Source organism: Massilia sp. HP4 (assembly GCF_005222695.1).
In the GTDB taxonomy this organism is placed as follows: Bacteria; Pseudomonadota; Gammaproteobacteria; order Burkholderiales; family Burkholderiaceae_D; genus Telluria.
The window spans coordinates 59,272-76,473 of record NZ_STGG01000021.1; the positions used below are offsets into that span (position 1 = coordinate 59,272).

The window sequence follows — 17,202 nt, forward strand, 5'->3', positions numbered from 1 at the left end:
CCCATCATGCCACTCCTGCCCGGGCTACCCCAGCCAGGGCAGGAGGCCCCCAAGCGAGACGGCGGTTGCAGCCGCTTGCCATTTGCGACACACTGTCCGGGTTTGTTTCGAGCCCTCCTTTTATCGGGATGGGCGAGCCGCACTTGACTGATAGCTAAAATCAATCAAGAATATCGAATCAATCAATTTCACAAACGGCGAGCAGGGCGGTACACTGCTTGTCATACGTTTCATCCACCCCCAAACAGGAGATTACATGTCCCTCATCAACACCCAGATCAAGCCATTCAAGGCAACCGCTTACCACGCTGGCAAGTTCATCGACCTGACCGAAGAGAACTTCAAGGGTACCTGGTCGGTGGTGATGTTCTACCCGGCCGACTTCACCTTCGTCTGCCCGACCGAACTGGAAGATCTGGCAGCATTCCAGCCAGAATTCGACAAGCTGGGCGTCAATGTCTACGGCGTGTCGACCGACAGCCACTTCGCCCACAAGGCATGGCACGACACCTCGGACGCGATCAAGAAAGTGAACTACCCACTGATCGGCGACCCAACCGGCGTCCTGTCGCGTAACTTCGAAGTCATGATCGAAGAAGAAGGCATGGCACTGCGCGGCACCTTCGTGATCAATCCAGAAGGCCAGATCAAGATCATGGAAGTGCACGACAACGGCATCGGCCGCGACGCTTCGGAACTGATGCGCAAAGTCAAGGCAGCCCAGTACGTCGCTTCGCACCCAGGCGAAGTCTGCCCAGCCAAGTGGACCGAAGGCGCAGAAACCCTGACCCCATCGCTGGACCTGGTCGGCAAGATCTAAGCAGTACGTAGGCATCAAGTAGCACCCGTGAACGGGCCGCTGCGGCGGCCCTTTCTACGCCCGGTCTGTGCAAGTAAGTCATCAAACAAAAGGAAAATATCATGCTGGACGCAACCCTCAAGAAACAGTTGCAAGCCTATCTGGAAAAAGTGGTGCAGCCGATTGAGCTGGTTGCAGCGCTGGATGATTCGCCGAAATCGCGCGAAATGGATGAGCTGCTGAACGAAATCGCAGCCCTGTCCAACAAGATCACCGTGCGCCAGGAAGCAAACGAGCGCACCCCGTCGTTCGCCATCAACCGCGTCGGCACCGATATCGGCGTACGCTTCGCCGGCATCCCGCTGGGCCACGAATTCACCTCGCTGGTGCTGGCCCTGCTGCACGTTGGCGGCCATACCATCAAGCTCGAACAATCCGTCATCGACCAGATCGCAGCCCTGGACGGCGACTACGTATTCGAGACCTACATCTCGCTGTCGTGCCATAACTGCCCCGAAGTGGTGCAGGCACTGAACACGATGTCGGTCATCAACCCGCGCATCAAGGTCGTGACGATCGATGGCGGCGTCTTCAAGAAAGAAGTCGAAGACAAGCAGATCCTGGCCGTGCCGATGATGTTCCTGAACGGCCAGCATTTCGGCCAGGGCCGTACCAACGTCGAAGAGATCCTGTCGAAGATCGACGTCAACGGCGGCGCGAAGAAGGCCGCTGAACTGAGCCAGAAAGACCCATTCGACGTGCTGATCGTCGGCGGCGGCCCCGCCGGCGCGGCAGCCGCGATCTACGCCGCCCGCAAGGGCATCCGTACCGGCGTGCTGGCCGACCGCTTCGGCGGCCAGGTGCTCGATACGCTGGCGATCGAGAACTTCGTCTCGCTCAAGGCCACCGACGGCCCGAAATTCGCCGTCGCCCTGGAAGAACACGTCAAGGAATACGACGTCGACATCATGAACACCCAGCGCGCCAACAAGCTGGTGGGCGGCAAGCTGATCGAGGTGCATACCGAGAGCGGCGCGGTGCTCAAGTCGAAGTCGGTGATCATCGCCACCGGCGCGCGCTGGCGCGAGATCAACGTGCCGGGCGAGAAGGAATACAAGAACCACGGCGTGGCCTATTGCCCGCACTGCGACGGCCCGCTGTTCAAGGGCAAGCGCGTGTCGGTGATCGGCGGCGGCAACTCGGGCGTCGAAGCGGCGATCGACCTGGCCGGCATCGTCAAGGAAGTGACCCTGATCGAATACGGCAATGAGCTGCGCGCCGATGCGGTCCTGCAGCGCAAGCTGTACTCGCTGCCGAACGTGAAGGTGATCAAGTCGGCCCAGACCACCGAGATCCACGGCGACGGCAAGATCGTCAACGGCTTGAGCTACAAGGATCGCAGCACCGGCGCACTGCACCGCCTGGACCTGGAAGGCGTGTTCGTGCAGATCGGCCTGGTGCCGAACGCCGAATGGCTCAAGGGGACGATCGACCTGTCGGCGCATGGCGAGATCGAAGTCGATGCCCGCGGCCACACTTCGCTGCCGGGCGTGTTTGCCGCCGGCGACGTGACCACGGTGCCGTTCAAGCAGATCGTGATCGCCGTGGGCGAGGGCGCCAAGGCGTCGCTGGCCGCCTTCGACCACCTGATCCGCCTGCCGGTCGAAGAGGAAGAGCAGAAAGCTGCCTGATGAACGACGGCGGGCTTCACGGCCCGCCTGTGCAGAAAGACAAACGCCGCCTCCCTGTGGGACGCGGCGTTTTTTTATAGCTTGTCCGTCGCGGCGGGGCCCGCCGCGGCCAGGTCAGTGGAACGAGAACAGCAAGGCCGACGACAGCGCGCCGGACTCCAGGAGAAACCAGGTGGCCGCGCTGGCAAGGGCCAGGTGGACTGCGGTCCAGGTCATAGGGCGGCGCGACATGATGGTTCTCCTGAGATGGGGATTCTGTGTATGATGATCACAATAGTAAATGTCTATCTGGACACTCGGCATCGGCCAATCCTCCGTCGAGTTGTAGGACTAAACCTTGTCGCGAAATTGTGTCGCACAATTGAGACGCTCAGCTTGGACCTTGTCGTTTAATACCTGTTTAACGTACCAGCCCTGCCAACAGTTGACGTCCTACGCATGAAGTAGGCTGTGTCCTATGGTCGAGTTGTCGCCGTGCTAATACAGTCGGTGTCATCATGACCCGACACGACCCCACCCTCATGCACCGCGGCTTGCTCGCCGTACGCCGCAACACCATCCGCCGCCTCCTGGACGCCGTGTTCGGCATCGCGCAGCTGCGCGAAGGCCAGCAGCGCGTCATCGACAGCGTACTCGACGGTAAAGACACCCTGGCCATCATGCCCACCGGCGGCGGCAAGTCGCTGTGCTACCAGATCCCGGCCAAGATGCTGGAGGGGATCACCGTCGTTGTTTCTCCATTGATCTCGCTGATGAAGGACCAGCTCGAGAAGCTGGAAGAAATCGGCATCCGCTCGGTCCAGGTCAACAGCAGCCTGTGCGCCGAAGAAGAACACGCGGCGCTCGAGGCGATCGCCAGCGAATCGTGCGAGATCGTGTTCTGTACCCCCGAGCGGCTGGTGTCGCCCGACTTCATCGCCGTGCTGCAGAAAGTCACGCTCGACATCGTCGTGATCGACGAGGCGCACTGCATCTCGCAATGGGGCCACGATTTCCGCCCTGCCTATATCGGCCTGGCCGCGGCGATCGAGGCGATCGGCCGCCCGCCGGTGCTGGCGCTGACCGCCACCGCGACCGACGAGGTGATCGCCGACATCGGCAAGCAGCTGGGCCGCAAGCTCCATGTGATCAATACCGGCGTGTACCGCCCGAACCTGCACTACCGGGTGCAGCAGGCGACCAGCGCCGCCGACAAGTACCGGCAGGCGCTGCGCCTGGTGCAGGAGACGCCGGGTGTCGGCATCGTCTACGCCGCCACCATCAAGGTGGCCGAAGAGATGCTGGCCGTGCTCGAGGAAGCCGGCGAATCGGTCACCCTCTACCACGGCAAGCTGTCGGCCGCCGAGCGCAAATTGAACCAGGACCTGTTCATGGAAGGCGAACGGCGCGTGATGGTCGCGACCAATGCCTTCGGCATGGGCATCGACAAGAGCGACACCCGCTTCGTGATCCATCTGCAGATCCCGGCCAACCTGGAGTCGTATTACCAGGAGTCGGGCCGCGCCGGACGCGATGGGCTGGACGCCGAATGCACCTTGCTGTTCCTGCAGGACGACAAGCGCCTGCAGCAGTTCTTCCTGATGAAGCACTATCCGGATGCCGAGGAGCTGCAACTGGTGCATGCCAGCGTGCGCAGCCTGGGCGAAGAGGGGCCGGTGACGCTCAAGCGCCTCGACGCGGCGCTGGAAGACATCGCCGATTCGAATATCAAGGTCTGCCTCAAGCTGCTCAAGGACGCCAAACTGCTGCGCCAGAACCGCAAGCTGGAATACATCGCCAGTGCGGCCGAACCGCGCCCGGGCGTGTTCGCGCGCCTGGCCCAGGTCTACGTGCAGAAGCAGGAACACGACAAGGAAGCGCTTGACCAGATGGTCGGCTACGCGGTCAGCGGCTTTTGCCGCTGGAAGCTGCTGCTCGATTACTTCGGCGACCAGGCGCCCGGTTTCGAACAATGCTGCAAGTGCGATAACTGCCTGAACCCGCCGGCGCTGAGCCTGACCGAAGACATCGCAATCCGCGACGACGAATTCGACCGCGAGCCGGCCGAGGAAGCGCCAAAGCCGAAGTTCGAGGTCGGCGCGCGCGCCAGGTCGGCAAAGTATGGCGAAGGCGTGGTGACCGCCGTCGCCGGCGAGCAGGTGACGGTCGACTTCCCGGATGGGGAAAGCCGCAGCTTCATGGCCGGCTTCCTCGACCCGGTGTAAGGAAGTCGCATGGGAGACATGGTCGTCGTCCGCAAGGAGGGGCTGTACTGCGTACCGGGAGACTTCTACATCGACCCGTGGCGGCCGGTGGCGCGCGCCGTCATCACCCACGCCCACGGCGACCACGCGCGCGTCGGCCACGGCCACTACCTGGCGGCCTCGCCCGGCATCGGCGTGCTCAAGTCGCGCCTGGGCGATATCTCGGTCGATGCCCTGGCCTATGGCGAGAAGGTCGTACACAACGGCGTGACCATCTCGCTGCACCCGGCCGGCCACGTGCTGGGCTCGAGCCAGGTGCGCATGGAATGCGGCGGGCAGGTGTGGGTGGCCTCGGGCGACTACAAGGTCGAACCGGATAAGACCTGCGACCCGTTCGAGCCGGTGCGCTGCGACACCTTCATCACCGAATCGACCTTCGGCCTGCCGATCTACCGCTGGCAGCCCGAGGCCGAACTGATGGCCGAGATCAATGCGTGGTGGCGCAAGAACGCCGAGGAGGGCCGCTGCAGCGTGGTGTTCGCCTACTCCTTCGGCAAGGCGCAGCGCATCCTGGCCGGGCTCGATCCGGCGATCGGTCCCATCGTCTGCCACGGCTCGGTCGAGCCATTGAACCGCGCCTATCGCGCCGAGGGTGTCGACATTCCGCCGACGGTGCTGGTGACCGATATCGAAAAAGCCGCGCTGCGGCGCGCGCTGGTGGTGGCGCCGCCGTCCGCCAGCGGCTCGCCCTGGATGAAGCGCTTCGGCGACTACAGCGACTCCTTCGCCAGCGGCTGGATGCTGCTGCGCGGCGCGCGGCGCCGGCGCGGCGTCGATCGCGGCTTCGTGCTGTCCGACCACGCCGACTGGCCGGGCCTGATGAGCGCCATCAAGGCCACCAAGGCCGAGCGCGTGATCGTCACCCACGGCTCGATTCCGATCCTGGTGCGCTGGCTGTGCCAGAACGGTCTCGATGCGTCGGGCTTCGAGACCGAGTATGGCGACGAGGAAGAGGGCGAGCCGGAAACCGGCGCAGTTGCGGGAGACGCCAATGCGTGAATTCGCCCGCTTGTACGCCGACCTCGACGAAACCACGTCGACCACCCGCAAGCTCGACGCGCTGCAGGGGTATTTTGCCAATGCCGCGCCCGAGAACGCCGCCTGGGCGGTGTACTTCCTGGCTGGCGGCAAGCCGCGCCAGGCGGTGCCGACCAAGTTGCTGCGCCAGTTCGCCATCGAATACGCGGGCCTGGACGAATGGCTGTTCGACGAGTCCTATCATGCGGTCGGCGACTTCGCCGAGACCATCGCCCACATCCTGCCGCCACCAAGCGAGCGCTCCGACGTCGGCCTGGCCGAATGGATGGAGGAGCGCATCGGCCCCTTGCGCGGCGCCGATCCGGGCCGCATTCGCGAAGCCCTGTTCAGCTACTGGAACGAGCTCGATTGGCGCGAGCGCTTCCTGCTGGTGAAACTGATCGGCGGCGGCTTCCGGGTTGGCGTCTCGAAGCTCCTGGTGACGCGCGCGCTGGCCGCGATCGCCGCGGTGGACAGCAAGCTCATTGCCCAGCGCCTGATGGGCTGGACCGATGGCCGCGTGAAACCCACCGCCAGCGGTTTTCTCCAATTGATCGCCGAGCAGTCCGATGAAGAACACAAGCTGCGCGGCGGCCAACCGTATCCCTTCTTCCTGTCGCACCAGCTCAATGGCGATCCGGCGGCGCTGGGCGAGCTGGACGACTGGCTGGTGGAATGGAAGTACGACGGCATCCGCGCGCAACTGGTGCGGCGCGACGGCCAGAATTTCCTGTGGTCGCGCGGCGAAGACCTGATCACCGAGCGCTTTCCCGAACTGGCGGCGGCGCGCCTGCCGGATGGATTGGTACTCGACGGCGAAGTACTGATCTGGCAGCCGGGGTCCGAAACGCCGTCGCCCTTTGCCGACCTGCAGAAGCGCATCGGCCGCAAGACTTTATCGAGCAAGCTGCTGGGCGAGCTGCCGGCGGTGCTGTGCTGCTACGACCTGCTGGAACTGGACGGCGTCGACCTGCGCGGCTTGCCGCAGCACGAGCGGCGCGCCTTGCTCGAGGTCGAAGTCGCCAAGCTCGGGCAGCCGCAGCTGCGCCTGTCGCCGCTGGTCCACGCCGACAGCTGGGAACAACTGGCCACCTTGCGCGCCGGCTCGCGTGCGCGCAGCGTGGAGGGCATGATGTTGAAAAGCCGCATGGCGCAGTACGGCGTGGGCCGCACCAAGGACGTCGGCACCTGGTGGAAGTGGAAGATCGATCCGTATGCGATCGACGCCGTGCTGCTGTACGCCCAGCCGGGCAGCGGGCGGCGCGCCTCGCTGTACACCGACTATACCTTTGCCGTGTGGGACGGCGAAGGCGCCGAGCGCAAGCTGGTGCCGTTCGCGAAAGCCTATTCGGGCCTGACCGATGCCGAGATCGCCCAGGTCGACAACGCGATCCGGCGTACGACCATCGAGAAATTCGGACCGGTGCGCTCGGTCAAGCCGACGATGGTGTTCGAGATCGGCTTCGAGGGCATCGCGCTGTCGCCGCGCCACAAGGCGGGGATCGCGGTGCGCTTTCCGCGTATCCTGCGGCGGCGCAGCGACAAGCCGGTCGAAGAAGCCGATACGCTCGACACGCTCAAGGGCTTGCTGGAGGCGGCCACCGCATGAGTCGCAACGAAGTTAGCCGGCGCATCGACGAATGGTTCACCACGCGCGGCTGGAAGGCATTTCCCTTCCAGCGCGCGGTGTGGAAGGCCGCGCTTGCCGGCGAGTCCGGCCTGCTGCATGCGAACACGGGCGCCGGCAAGACCTTTGCCGTCTGGTTCGCGGCCCTGCAGCGCGCCGGCCGCGAAACCGGTCGTGCCAAGGCCGGCCTGCGGGTGCTGTGGATCACGCCGATGCGCGCCCTGGCCGCCGACACCCAGCGCGCACTGGAAGATTCCACCGCCGAGCTGCTGCCCGAATGGCGCATCGGCGCGCGCACCGGCGACACCAAGCCGGCCAAGCGGGCGCGCCAGGCGCGCAGCATGCCGGCGGCCCTGGTGACGACGCCCGAGAGCCTGACGGTCATGATCAGCAATGCGGCCGCCCTCGAGCAGTTCCGCCACCTCGACATGATCATCGTCGACGAGTGGCATGAGCTGATGGGCAGCAAGCGTGGGGTGCAGGTGCAGCTGGCGCTGGCCAGGCTGCGGTGCTGGCGCCCTGGGCTGCTGGTGTGGGGCGTATCGGCGACCATGGGCAACCTCGACCTGGCGCGCCAGGTGCTGCTCGGTAGTGACGACGGCGTGCTGGTCGAAGGCGATACACGCAAGAAGATCGTCGTCGATTGCCTGATCCCCGGGAACGTCTCGCGCTTTCCCTGGGGTGGCCACCTGGGCCTGCAGATGCTGCAGCCGGTGATCGATGAGATCGAGGGCCACCAGGCGACGCTGGTGTTCACCAACACCCGCTCGCAGTCCGAGATCTGGTACCAGAATATCCTCGAGGCGCGGCCCGACTGGGCCGGCGTGATCGCGCTGCACCACGGCTCGCTCGACCGCGAGGTGCGGGAATGGGTCGAACTGGGGCTCAAGAACGGCATCCTGAAGGCGGTGATCTGCACCGCCAGCCTGGATCTGGGCGTCGACTTCCTGCCGGTCGAGCGGGTGCTGCAGATCGGCAGCGCCAAGGGTGTGGCGCGCCTCTTGCAGCGCGCCGGCCGCAGCGGCCATGCGCCTGGGCGCGTCTCGCGCGTGACCCTGGTGCCGACCAATAGCCTGGAACTGCTGGAAGCTGCCGGCGCCAGGAAGGCGGTGGCGGCGCGCCGCATCGAAGGCCGCTACGTGCCGAACAAGCCGTTCGACGTGCTGGTGCAGCACCTGGTGACGGTGGCGCTGGGCGGCGGTTTCCGCTCCGAAGAATTGTACGAGGAAGTGCGCCAGGCCTGGTCGTACCGCCACCTGACGCCGGAGGAATGGCAGTGGGCGCTCGACTTCGTCGCGCGCGGCGGCCAGAGCCTGACCGTGTATCCCGAATACCGGCGCGTGCTGCCCGACGACGAGGGCGTCTACCGCGTGCCCGACAGCGCCATCGGGCGCCGGCACCGGATGGGCATCGGGACCATCATGTCGGACGCCACGATCCAGGTGAAGTATATGAGCGGCGGCAGGATCGGGAGCGTCGAGGAATCCTTTATCTCGCGCCTGAAACCCGGCGACCACTTCCTGTTCGGCGGGCGCATCCTGGAATTTGTGCGGGTGCACGAGCTGACTGCCTTCGTCAAGCGCGCCACCGGCACGCGCGGCGCGATCGCGCGCTGGCAGGGCGCCAAGATGCCGATGTCGAACGAGCTGGCCCATGCGGCCCTGGAAGAACTGCGGCTGGCGGCGCAAGGCGTGTTCGACGGTCCCGAGATGCGCGCCATCGAGCCCTTGATCTCGATCCAGCAGCGCTGGTCGGCGCTGCCCACCAGCGAAGTGCTGGTGCTCGAATCGATGAAAAGCCGCGAAGGCTACCACCTGTTCGTGTATCCGTTCGCGGGGCGCTCGGTGCACATGGGCCTGGCGTCGCTGATCGCCTTCCGCGTGGGCCGGGTGCAGCCGATCACGTTTTCGATCGCCATCAACGACTACGGCTTCGAGCTGATGGCGCCGGAACCGGTCGACTGGGCGCGCATGCTGGACGCGCCGACCGGCGCCGGCGTCGAGTTGTTCGATACCGAGCGCCTGCTGGAAGACGTGATCGACAGCCTGAACGCGACCCAGTTGTCGCAGCAGCGCTTTCGCGAAGTGGCGCGGATTGCCGGCCTGGTGTTCTCGGGCTATCCGGGCCAGCCGAAGTCGAACCGCCAGCTGCAGGCGTCGTCGTCGCTGTTCTTCGAGGTGTTTCGCAAGCACGACGCGGCCAACCTGTTGCTTACCCAGGCCGAGCGCGAAGTGATGGAGCAGGAGCTCGAGCTGACGCGCCTGCGCGACACGCTGGCCGAGCTGCACGCGCGCCGGATCGCCTATTGCGAAGTCAAGCGCGCGACGCCGTTCGGCTTTGCGCTGATGGTCGAGCGCTTCCGCGAAAAGGTCAGCACCGAGAAACTCAACGACCGGGTCGCGCGCATGCTGCGCGAGCTGGAAAAAGCGGCGGCGGCATGAGTGGCGCAACCGTACAGGTGGCCGGCGAATCGCTCCTGCTGCTGCCGGAGAAGGCGATCTATTGGCCGCGCGAGAAGATGCTGATCATCGCCGACATCCACTTCGGCAAGGCGGCTTCCTTCCGCGCGCTCGGGGTGCCGGTGCCGCGCGGGACGACCTCGGAAAACCTGGCCGGGCTCGACGCCCTGGTGGCGACCCACGGCGCGCGCCAGGTGGTGTTCCTGGGCGACTTCTTGCATGCGCGCGCCGCCCATGCCAGCTCGACCCAACTGGCGATGCTGGCCTGGCGCCAGCGCCATCCCGGACTGGACTTGATGCTGGTGCGCGGCAACCACGACCTGCATGCGGGCGACCCGGCGGCGGCGCTGGGGATCGCGCTGGTGGACGAGCCGCATGCGATCGGGCCGTTCGCCTTTTGCCACCATCCCGGCGTCGATGCGCCGGGTTACGGCCTGGCCGGCCACGTGCATCCGGTGTATGTGCTGGCCACCCGTTTCGATGCACTGCGCCTGCCGTGCTTCGTGGTCGGCGAGCAAGGGTTGATCCTGCCGTCGTTCGGCGCGTTTACGGGCGGACATGCCGTCAAGCCGGGGCCGGGCGACCATATCTACGTGACCTCGGGCGACGCCGTGCACGCTGTGTGCTAGTGCAGGCACCGTTGGTTCGTGACCGTACGGACCTGGCACTTTCGCACAAGTACTGTCTGTCAGGACTAAAGGCGGTGCCATGCCGTCTGCTGATTAAGGAGATTGCCATGAAAAAACGCATCCTGATGTGTTCGCTGGTGGCTGCCCTGGCGCCGGCCGGCATGCTGCTGGCGACGAGCAGCACGGCCCTGGCGCAGGCCGCGCCGCAGGGCCGTACCGTGACGCCCGCTATCGAGGGTTTCCATGTCGAGAAAGTACCGGGCCTTGAACAGGGCGCGGCCCTGCATTTCCATGTGTACGGCACCCAGAACGCATTGGTGAACGTGAGCATCGACGGCGCCACGCGCGGCGTCCAGATGCAGGAGACCGATCCCGGCCGGTATAGCGGCAGCTATGTGATCGGCAACCATGACCGTTTCCAGCCCGATAGCCGCGTCACTGCGGAGATGCGGCTGGGCAGCCAGATCGCCACCACCGTCTTGCGCGATGGCCTGGTGAGCGGCACCGGGGCCCCTGCGCAAGAGCCCGTGCGGCAATTGGCGTCGAAGGATGCCCGGGTGGTGGCCGCCGCCCCGGGCGCGGCGCCGCCACCGCCGCCGCGCACGACCGAGCGTCCGCGCGTGGCGCGCTACTGCACCAGTTGCGCCGTGGTCGAGAAAGTCGAGATCGTGCGTGAGGCGACCGGGAGCGCGCGACCCCTGGCCAGCGATGTGCAGGCCGCCCAGCGCTATCGGGTGACGGTACGTTTCGATACCACGGAAGCGACCCAGGCGATCGAGTATGACAATCACCCTGGCTACCGCCAGGGCGACCGGGTGCGTGTCAATGATGGGGTGTTGTCGCTCGATAAGGAATAAGGGCAGCGGCGAGAGAACGCCCGCCTAAGGAGGCGGGCGCCGTCGCTGACAAGAAGCCGGGAAGACTTACACCGTGGCCAGCACCTGGTCGTCGCCAGGCTGGTCGAGCTCGGCCTTTTGGCGGGCAGCGCCCTTGGTGCGCGAACGCGAGGGCGGCAGGCGGCGCAGGGTCTTGAGCGCTTCGGCATCCTTGATGCCGATGGTGCGCTGGTCGACGGTGATCAGGCCGATCTCGTTGAAGGCCGACAGGGTGCGGCTGACGGTCTCGAGCGTGAGGCCCAGGTAGCTGCCGATCTCGTGGCGCGTCATGCGCAGGTTGAACAGCTTGCTGGAATATCCCATCGCGGCGAAGCGGTCGGCCAGCGAGACCAGGAAGCGCGCCACGCGCGCCTCGGCCGACAGGGCGCCGAGCATGCCGATCATGGTTTGTTCGCGCACCAGCTCACGGCTCATGACGCCGTACATCATGTTCTCGAGTTCGCTATGCACGCGACCCAGTGCGGTCAATTTCTTGAACGGCAGCAGGATCAGGTCGCAGTCGGACAGCGCCACCGCCTCGGAGGCATAGTGGCGGGTGTGGATGCCGTCGACGCCGAGCATATCGCCCTTCATGGGGAAGCTCAGCACCTGCTCATTGCCGAACTCGTCGATCAGCACGGTCTTGAGGAAGCCCGAATTGACGATATACAGGGTGTCGAAGGCCTGGCCGATCGTGTGCACGCGCTGGCCGGTCTTGAACTGCACGTGCTGGAACAGCAGCTCTTCGGAGCTCACTGAGACGCTGGCGGGAATACGGAGCAGGTCGCAGACTTCCTTGAGGTTGGACCAAAGTCGTCCCTGGCGCTGGCGTCCGGCTTCCATCGGGGAGTGCAGGGTCGGCTGGGTGACGTTGCGTTGTTCTGACGGTGACTGGGACTGCATGCTCATCTCCGGTAAGGAACTCGGGTTTCACGCGATCCCGGCGGCACGGCGGCGTGCGGTTGCGCGTCTGCCATGCCATGGTTGCTTGTATGGCGGCCACCGTGTGGCTGACGCCGTGACTTGGATCGCAAGCAAGTCGAAACGCTGAATTCAGTATGCCAACACGAGTCCGGCACGAATATCAGCGTTGCCTGAATATGTAGGTAGGACAGATGGTGTGGTCGTAGGAATACTCCTACCACCAGGAACGCCGCCCGAATGACGGCGGGTTGCAGGACAGGAAGAAAGGGGGACACCCCGCCCGGCGCCGGAGACTGGCGGCAACGGGGCGTCGCCGCACGAAAGCCACGCGCGGCGGTCAAAGGACATCAGTGCATCACGCTTTCAGCGGCGATAGCAGGCGGTGCGCGACGGCGTACTGGACCATCTCCGACAAGGAGCTCATGCCCATTTTTTGCATGATGCGGGTCTTGTGAGTGCTCACTGTTTTCACCGACAAGTGCAGTCCGTTGGCGATCTCGGTAATCGATTTGCCACTCACCAAGTGCGAAAAGACCTCGAATTCGCGGTCTGAGAGCTGTTTATGCAGCAATTGCTCGCTCGGCGCCATGATGTTCAGCGCCAATTGCTCGGCTACTTCGGTGCTGATATAAGGACGGCCCGAGGCGACCTTGCGGATCGCCCCCACGAGTTGCGTGCCCGCGCTTTCCTTGGTGAGATAGCCCTGGGCGCCGGCGCGGATCGCCCGCACCGCGTATTGCTCCTCTTCGTGCATGGTCAGGATCAGGATGGCCAGCTTGGGCGCCTCGCTGCGCACCTGCCGGATCAGGTCGACGCCGCTGCGGCCGGGCATCGACAGGTCGAGCAGCAGCAGGTCGAAGCCGCCCTGGCGTACCAGCGACAGGACTTCGAAGCCATTGGTGGCTTCGCCCACGATGTCGACTTCTTCGGCGCCATCCAGGATGCGCTTGAGCCCTTCGCGCATGATTGTGTGGTCATCGGCGATGACGATTCTTACCATTATCGATTCCTCGCGCCAGAAGCGGTTTCCTACCCCGGATCAGCAAAAAATCTATTGTAGCCGTAAATACACGGCAAGTGATCCGGCAGGCTCAGCTGGCCGCCGGCTCGGCGATCAGGCGGTGCACCAGCACCGGCTTGGTCGTGTGCGACAACACCTTATTGGTGACGCTGCCCAGCAGCAACTGATTCCAGCCGCTGCGGCCGTGCGAGCCCATGAAGATCAGGTCGCAGCCCTCTTGTTCGGCAACGTCGACGATCTTGAGCGCGGCCGAATCGGAAAACGCGGTCATGCACTGGTATTGCAGATTGGCGCCGGCGCAGGAGCGGGTGATCTTGCCCATGTATTCCTCGCCCATGCGCCGCATCTGGGCGATATAGTCTTCTTCGCTGGGGTAGGAGGGCGGGATGATCTCGACGTAGACGGGATACTGGTATTCGGGGGCGACGAACAGGGCCAGCACCTCGGCGCCCATCTGTTGCGCGAACTTGACGCCGGCGCAAGCCGTGTGTTGCGACACGGCCGAACCGTCGGTGGTGATCAGGATCTTGCGGTACATGATGTTTCTCCTCCTTGGCCATGCCCATTCTGACGACTCCGCGCAGGATGGCGATTTCTGAGACGCAAACAGTTGAGTTCTATCAAATGAACCCACGCTGAAGCGATGCGACACTGAACTGCGGAAATTGACCGGCGATTACAAAATACAACACCAAGCTTGTGAAAAGCATCAGGAACTCCCGCTTTTGATTGTCGCGGAATTAAGTTTCCCTGTCCATTTTGTTGCATTGCTCTCTCTGAGATTTACCTGAGGCAACCACGCTGCTACACTCGCTTTAATTACTCCACCGTAATTTTCTCGGCCCCACCGGCCAGGTGGATGCAGCAGAACCCCCGGATTGCAGTGCTGATTGCACATTTATACATTATGGAGAAGCAGGGATTATGACCGACGCCGCTGACGATTTCGACGCACTATTCGAGGAAGTGGCGGCGCAGCGCACCAGCGCACCGCCAGGTCCCGCCGCCGAGCCGGTCCAGGCTGCAGCCCCGGCCGCAGCGAGCAATGACGAGGACGACCTGGAATCGCTGTTCGACCAGGTGTCCGCCACCGCCGCGCCGGCCGCCGGCGCCGTGGTCGCCACTGCCGCCGTCGCCGCCGTGGCCCCGGCAGCGGCCACCACCTCGGGCGCGGCCGCGCATGGCGACGACAGCCACGAAGGCGGGATGTTCGAGCGCCTGGGCGGCATCGTCCGCCTGCTGCACGATTCGCTGCGCGAGCTGGGCTACGACAAGGCGCTGACCGAGGCCTCGACCCAGATCGTCGACGCCCAGGACCGCCTGGAATACGTCGCCACCCTGACCGAGCAGGCCGCCAACAAGGTGCTCAACACCCTGGACGAAGGCATGCCGGCGCAAGACCTGCTGCAAAAGCAGGCCAAGGACATGGAAACCCGCTGGGCCGACCTGTTCGAAGGCAAGCTGAGCCTGGACGAATTCAAGGCCCTGGCCGGCGATTCGCGCCAGTTCGCGGGGCTCGTCAACCAGGCCACTGAAGCCGAGCGCGCACGCCTGCTCGAGATCATGATGGCCCAGGACTTCCAGGACATCACCGGCCAGCTGATCAAGAAGGTCGTCAAGATCACCCAGACCGTCGAGGGCGAGCTGGCCCAGCTGCTGCGCGACCACGCGCCGGCCGACATCAAGGAAAAACTGGCCAAGAAAGAACAGCCGGCCGCCGCTCCGGCGCCGCTGATGCAGGGCCCGTCGGTGCCGGAAGCGGCGCTGAACCAGGACAATGTTGACGATCTTCTTGCCGATCTGGGATTCTAATGGACGATATGCTGAAGGATTTCGTCGTCGAGGCGATGGATCTGGCGGTAAACGTAGAAGAGCACCTGCTGCGCCTCGAACGCGACCCCGATAACAAGGAAACGCTCAATGCCGTGTTCCGGTCGTTCCATACGATCAAGGGCGGCGCCGGCTTCATGGGCCTGCCCGCACTGGTCGCGGCCTGTCACCTGACCGAGAACCTGTTCGACGCGCTGCGCACCGGCGCCGCGCCGGTGACCCCGCTCGCCATCGAGGCGGCGCTGCAGGCGTCGGGCTTCGTGGCCGACCAGCTCGGTGACCTGAACAACGGCACGCCGCCGGAAGGCCTGGCGCAGATGCCGGGCGACCTCGAACGCATCCTGATGGATGCGATCGAAGGCAAGGACAATGCGCCGGCTGCTGCCACTGCTCCCGCTGCGCCGGTTGCGGTCGAGACGGCGGCGCCGGTCGCCGTCGCTGTGGCGCCAGCGCCGGTTGCCGCCGGCGAGGATGGCCTCGACTGGACCGGCATGTACAACGCCGTGGTGCCGGCCGCGAATGCGATCTCCGGCGGCGCGGCTGCCGCGCCGGTCGCCGTCGCAGCGGCCGCTCCCGCTGCCGCCACGCCGGTCGTCGCACCGGTGGCTGCCGCTGCACCTGCCGCCGGCGCCAAGAACTGGGACGGCGTCGAGCGCCGCACCGACAACAAGGCCGCGGTCGCCGCGCCGGCCAAGGACGAAAGCATCCGCATCGACGCGGTCAAGCTCGACGCGCTGCTCGAAGTGGCGGGCGAATCGGTGCAGGCCGCCAACCAGGCCGCAGTGCTGCTCGAGCGCCTGCAGCAGTTCAAGTTCGAAGGCCAGGCCGCGGTGCTGATCGCGACCCTGACCGAGACCCTGGAGCGCGCCTCGCGCTACTCGGCCGAACTGCAGCGCGCGACGCTTGCGACCCGCATGCAGCCGGTGGGCCGCCTGTTCCAGAAATTCCCGCGCCTGGTGCGCGAGCTGGCGAAAGACCTGGGCAAGGACGTCGAGCTGACCATCGAAGGCGCCGAGACCGAAGTCGACCGCGTGGTGGTGGACAGCCTGTACGATCCGCTGGTGCACATGCTGCGCAACGCGCTGGACCACGGTATCGAGGCGCCGGAAGCGCGCGTCGCCGCCGGCAAGCCGGCCAAGGCGTACATCCTGCTCAAAGCCTGGCAAGAAGCCAATAGCGTCATGATCGTGCTGCAGGACGACGGCAAGGGCATGGACCCGGTCGTCCTGCGCAAGAAGGCGGTCGACAAGGGGCTGATCGGCGAGAACGGCGCCCAGAGCGACGAAGACGCCTACCAGCTCGTGTTCCTGCCGGGCTTCTCGACCAAGGAAGTCGCTTCCTCGGTGTCGGGCCGCGGCGTGGGCATGGACGTGGTCAAGACGGCGGTCGAGAAGAACCGCGGCGCCATTCGGATTGAAAGTCAATTGGGCAAGGGCACGCGCTTCGCGATCCGCCTGCCGATCGAGCTGTCGATCGTGCCGACCATGCTGGTGTCGACCTCGGGCGCGCAACTGGCGCTGCCGATGGCCGTCGTCGAGCGCGTGGTCGAGCTGCCGGACGATTTCGCCTGCGTCGGTGGCGCTCCGGTGCTGAAAGACCAGGGCCGCCCGCTGCCGGTGCGTTCGCTGGCGCTGGCGCTGGGCTACGAGGCCGCGCTGGAAAAAGTCGGCATCGTCATCAACGCGCCGCAGCCCTACATCCTGGCGATGGAAGCGGTCGATGGCACGGCCGACCTGGTGATCAAGCCGATGACCGCGCTGACGGTCGAAGGCATCACCGGCACCGCGCGCTCGGCCGAGGGTGAGCTGGTGCTGGTGGTTGGCTTGTCGTTCCTGATGGATGGATGCAGGAGCAGCGTGCGCCTGGCTGCATAGAAAGCAACGCTTTTCGCCGCTTGCGCCAAAAGCGCAGACAAAAGCCTGTGTTTGTGACACAGGCTTTTTTTATTTGCATCCAGCAAACTCCTTGCAAATATTATTTTCTGCGTGTTAATGTTGTTGGCATAAACGTGCGCCGCCCCGGCTTGGTGCGGCACTGCACAATTATGGCATAATCGAAAGCCCGGTCCTGCCAGCCTCGCGCTGGCG

General features: G+C 64.9%; 13 protein-coding genes. 10 read left to right on the forward strand and 3 right to left on the reverse strand.

Annotation, left to right across the window (positions count from 1 at the left end; translation table 11 throughout):
- The first annotated feature begins 256 nt into the window (after positions 1-256).
- The 8 genes from ahpC to E8M83_RS10335 all read left to right on the forward strand — a co-directional run bounded on the left by ahpC (position 257) and on the right by E8M83_RS10335 (position 11,322).
- Positions 257-820 carry an alkyl hydroperoxide reductase subunit C gene (gene ahpC / locus E8M83_RS10300; RefSeq protein ID WP_137173279.1) on the forward strand — a complete coding sequence of 188 codons (564 nt, stop codon included), beginning with the start codon at positions 257-259 and terminating at the stop codon, positions 818-820.
- Between the two features lie 101 nt (positions 821-921).
- On the forward strand, positions 922-2,490 hold the full coding sequence (gene ahpF / locus E8M83_RS10305) for an alkyl hydroperoxide reductase subunit F (RefSeq protein WP_137173280.1): 1,569 nt from the start codon (positions 922-924) through the stop codon (positions 2,488-2,490).
- Positions 2,491-2,987: 497 nt separating this feature from the next.
- Positions 2,988-4,694, forward strand: a complete 1,707-nt coding sequence (locus E8M83_RS10310; protein ID WP_137173281.1) for an ATP-dependent DNA helicase RecQ — start codon at positions 2,988-2,990, stop codon at positions 4,692-4,694.
- 9 nt (positions 4,695-4,703) lie between these two features.
- Complete coding sequence (locus E8M83_RS10315; RefSeq protein WP_137173282.1) at positions 4,704-5,732, forward strand: ligase-associated DNA damage response exonuclease; 1,029 nt, start codon at positions 4,704-4,706, stop codon at positions 5,730-5,732.
- Positions 5,725-7,359: an ATP-dependent DNA ligase gene (locus E8M83_RS10320; protein WP_137173283.1), complete on the forward strand. Its 1,635-nt coding sequence runs from the start codon at positions 5,725-5,727 to the stop codon at positions 7,357-7,359. Before E8M83_RS10315 ends, E8M83_RS10320 begins: the two co-directional genes overlap by 8 nt.
- Entirely contained in the window at positions 7,356-9,818 is a 2,463-nt protein-coding gene (locus E8M83_RS10325; protein ID WP_137173284.1) for a ligase-associated DNA damage response DEXH box helicase, read from the forward strand. The genes E8M83_RS10320 and E8M83_RS10325 overlap by 4 nt, the downstream gene beginning before the upstream one ends.
- Positions 9,815-10,465 (forward strand): ligase-associated DNA damage response endonuclease PdeM, encoded by a 651-nt coding sequence (gene pdeM / locus E8M83_RS10330; protein WP_137173285.1) that lies wholly within the window; start codon positions 9,815-9,817, stop codon positions 10,463-10,465. The genes E8M83_RS10325 and pdeM overlap by 4 nt, the downstream gene beginning before the upstream one ends.
- A 107-nt stretch (positions 10,466-10,572) precedes the next feature.
- Entirely contained in the window at positions 10,573-11,322 is a 750-nt protein-coding gene (locus tag E8M83_RS10335; protein ID WP_137173286.1) for a hypothetical protein, read from the forward strand.
- Positions 11,323-11,388: 66 nt separating this feature from the next.
- Here E8M83_RS10335 and E8M83_RS10340 read toward each other — a convergent pair whose 3' ends face one another.
- The 3 genes from E8M83_RS10340 to E8M83_RS10350 form a co-directional block, all read right to left on the reverse strand.
- On the reverse strand, positions 11,389-12,183 hold the full coding sequence (locus tag E8M83_RS10340; protein ID WP_137173321.1) for a Crp/Fnr family transcriptional regulator: 795 nt from the start codon (positions 12,181-12,183) through the stop codon (positions 11,389-11,391).
- Positions 12,184-12,619: 436 nt separating this feature from the next.
- Complete coding sequence (locus E8M83_RS10345; RefSeq protein ID WP_123071398.1) at positions 12,620-13,264, reverse strand: response regulator transcription factor; 645 nt, start codon at positions 13,262-13,264, stop codon at positions 12,620-12,622.
- Between the two features lie 91 nt (positions 13,265-13,355).
- Positions 13,356-13,823, reverse strand: coding sequence for a universal stress protein (locus E8M83_RS10350; protein ID WP_005662701.1), 468 nt, complete (start codon positions 13,821-13,823; stop codon positions 13,356-13,358).
- Between the two features lie 386 nt (positions 13,824-14,209).
- On the opposite strand from E8M83_RS10350, the gene E8M83_RS10355 reads away from it, so the two are divergent.
- Complete coding sequence (locus tag E8M83_RS10355) at positions 14,210-15,097, forward strand: protein phosphatase CheZ (RefSeq protein ID WP_137173287.1); 888 nt, start codon at positions 14,210-14,212, stop codon at positions 15,095-15,097.
- Positions 15,097-16,989: a chemotaxis protein CheA gene (locus E8M83_RS10360; protein ID WP_137173288.1), complete on the forward strand. Its 1,893-nt coding sequence runs from the start codon at positions 15,097-15,099 to the stop codon at positions 16,987-16,989. The genes E8M83_RS10355 and E8M83_RS10360 overlap by 1 nt, the downstream gene beginning before the upstream one ends.
- Positions 16,990-17,202: the final 213 nt, after the last annotated feature.

What these genes read in the sequence shown, in the direction of transcription:
- ahpC (WP_137173279.1), top strand. Translation starts at nt 257, where the DNA reads ATGTCCCTCATCAACACCCAGATCAAGCCATTCAAGGCAACCGCTTAC.
- ahpF (WP_137173280.1), top strand. Translation starts at nt 922, where the DNA reads ATGCTGGACGCAACCCTCAAGAAACAGTTGCAAGCCTATCTGGAAAAA.
- E8M83_RS10310 (WP_137173281.1), top strand. Translation starts at nt 2,988, where the DNA reads ATGACCCGACACGACCCCACCCTCATGCACCGCGGCTTGCTCGCCGTA.
- E8M83_RS10315 (WP_137173282.1), top strand. Translation starts at nt 4,704, where the DNA reads ATGGGAGACATGGTCGTCGTCCGCAAGGAGGGGCTGTACTGCGTACCG.
- E8M83_RS10320 (WP_137173283.1), top strand. Translation starts at nt 5,725, where the DNA reads ATGCGTGAATTCGCCCGCTTGTACGCCGACCTCGACGAAACCACGTCG.
- E8M83_RS10325 (WP_137173284.1), top strand. Translation starts at nt 7,356, where the DNA reads ATGAGTCGCAACGAAGTTAGCCGGCGCATCGACGAATGGTTCACCACG.
- pdeM (WP_137173285.1), top strand. Translation starts at nt 9,815, where the DNA reads ATGAGTGGCGCAACCGTACAGGTGGCCGGCGAATCGCTCCTGCTGCTG.
- E8M83_RS10335 (WP_137173286.1), top strand. Translation starts at nt 10,573, where the DNA reads ATGAAAAAACGCATCCTGATGTGTTCGCTGGTGGCTGCCCTGGCGCCG.
- E8M83_RS10340 (WP_137173321.1), bottom strand. Translation starts at nt 12,183, where the DNA reads ATGGAAGCCGGACGCCAGCGCCAGGGACGACTTTGGTCCAACCTCAAG.
- E8M83_RS10345 (WP_123071398.1), bottom strand. Translation starts at nt 13,264, where the DNA reads ATGGTAAGAATCGTCATCGCCGATGACCACACAATCATGCGCGAAGGG.
- E8M83_RS10350 (WP_005662701.1), bottom strand. Translation starts at nt 13,823, where the DNA reads ATGTACCGCAAGATCCTGATCACCACCGACGGTTCGGCCGTGTCGCAA.
- E8M83_RS10355 (WP_137173287.1), top strand. Translation starts at nt 14,210, where the DNA reads ATGACCGACGCCGCTGACGATTTCGACGCACTATTCGAGGAAGTGGCG.
- E8M83_RS10360 (WP_137173288.1), top strand. Translation starts at nt 15,097, where the DNA reads ATGGACGATATGCTGAAGGATTTCGTCGTCGAGGCGATGGATCTGGCG.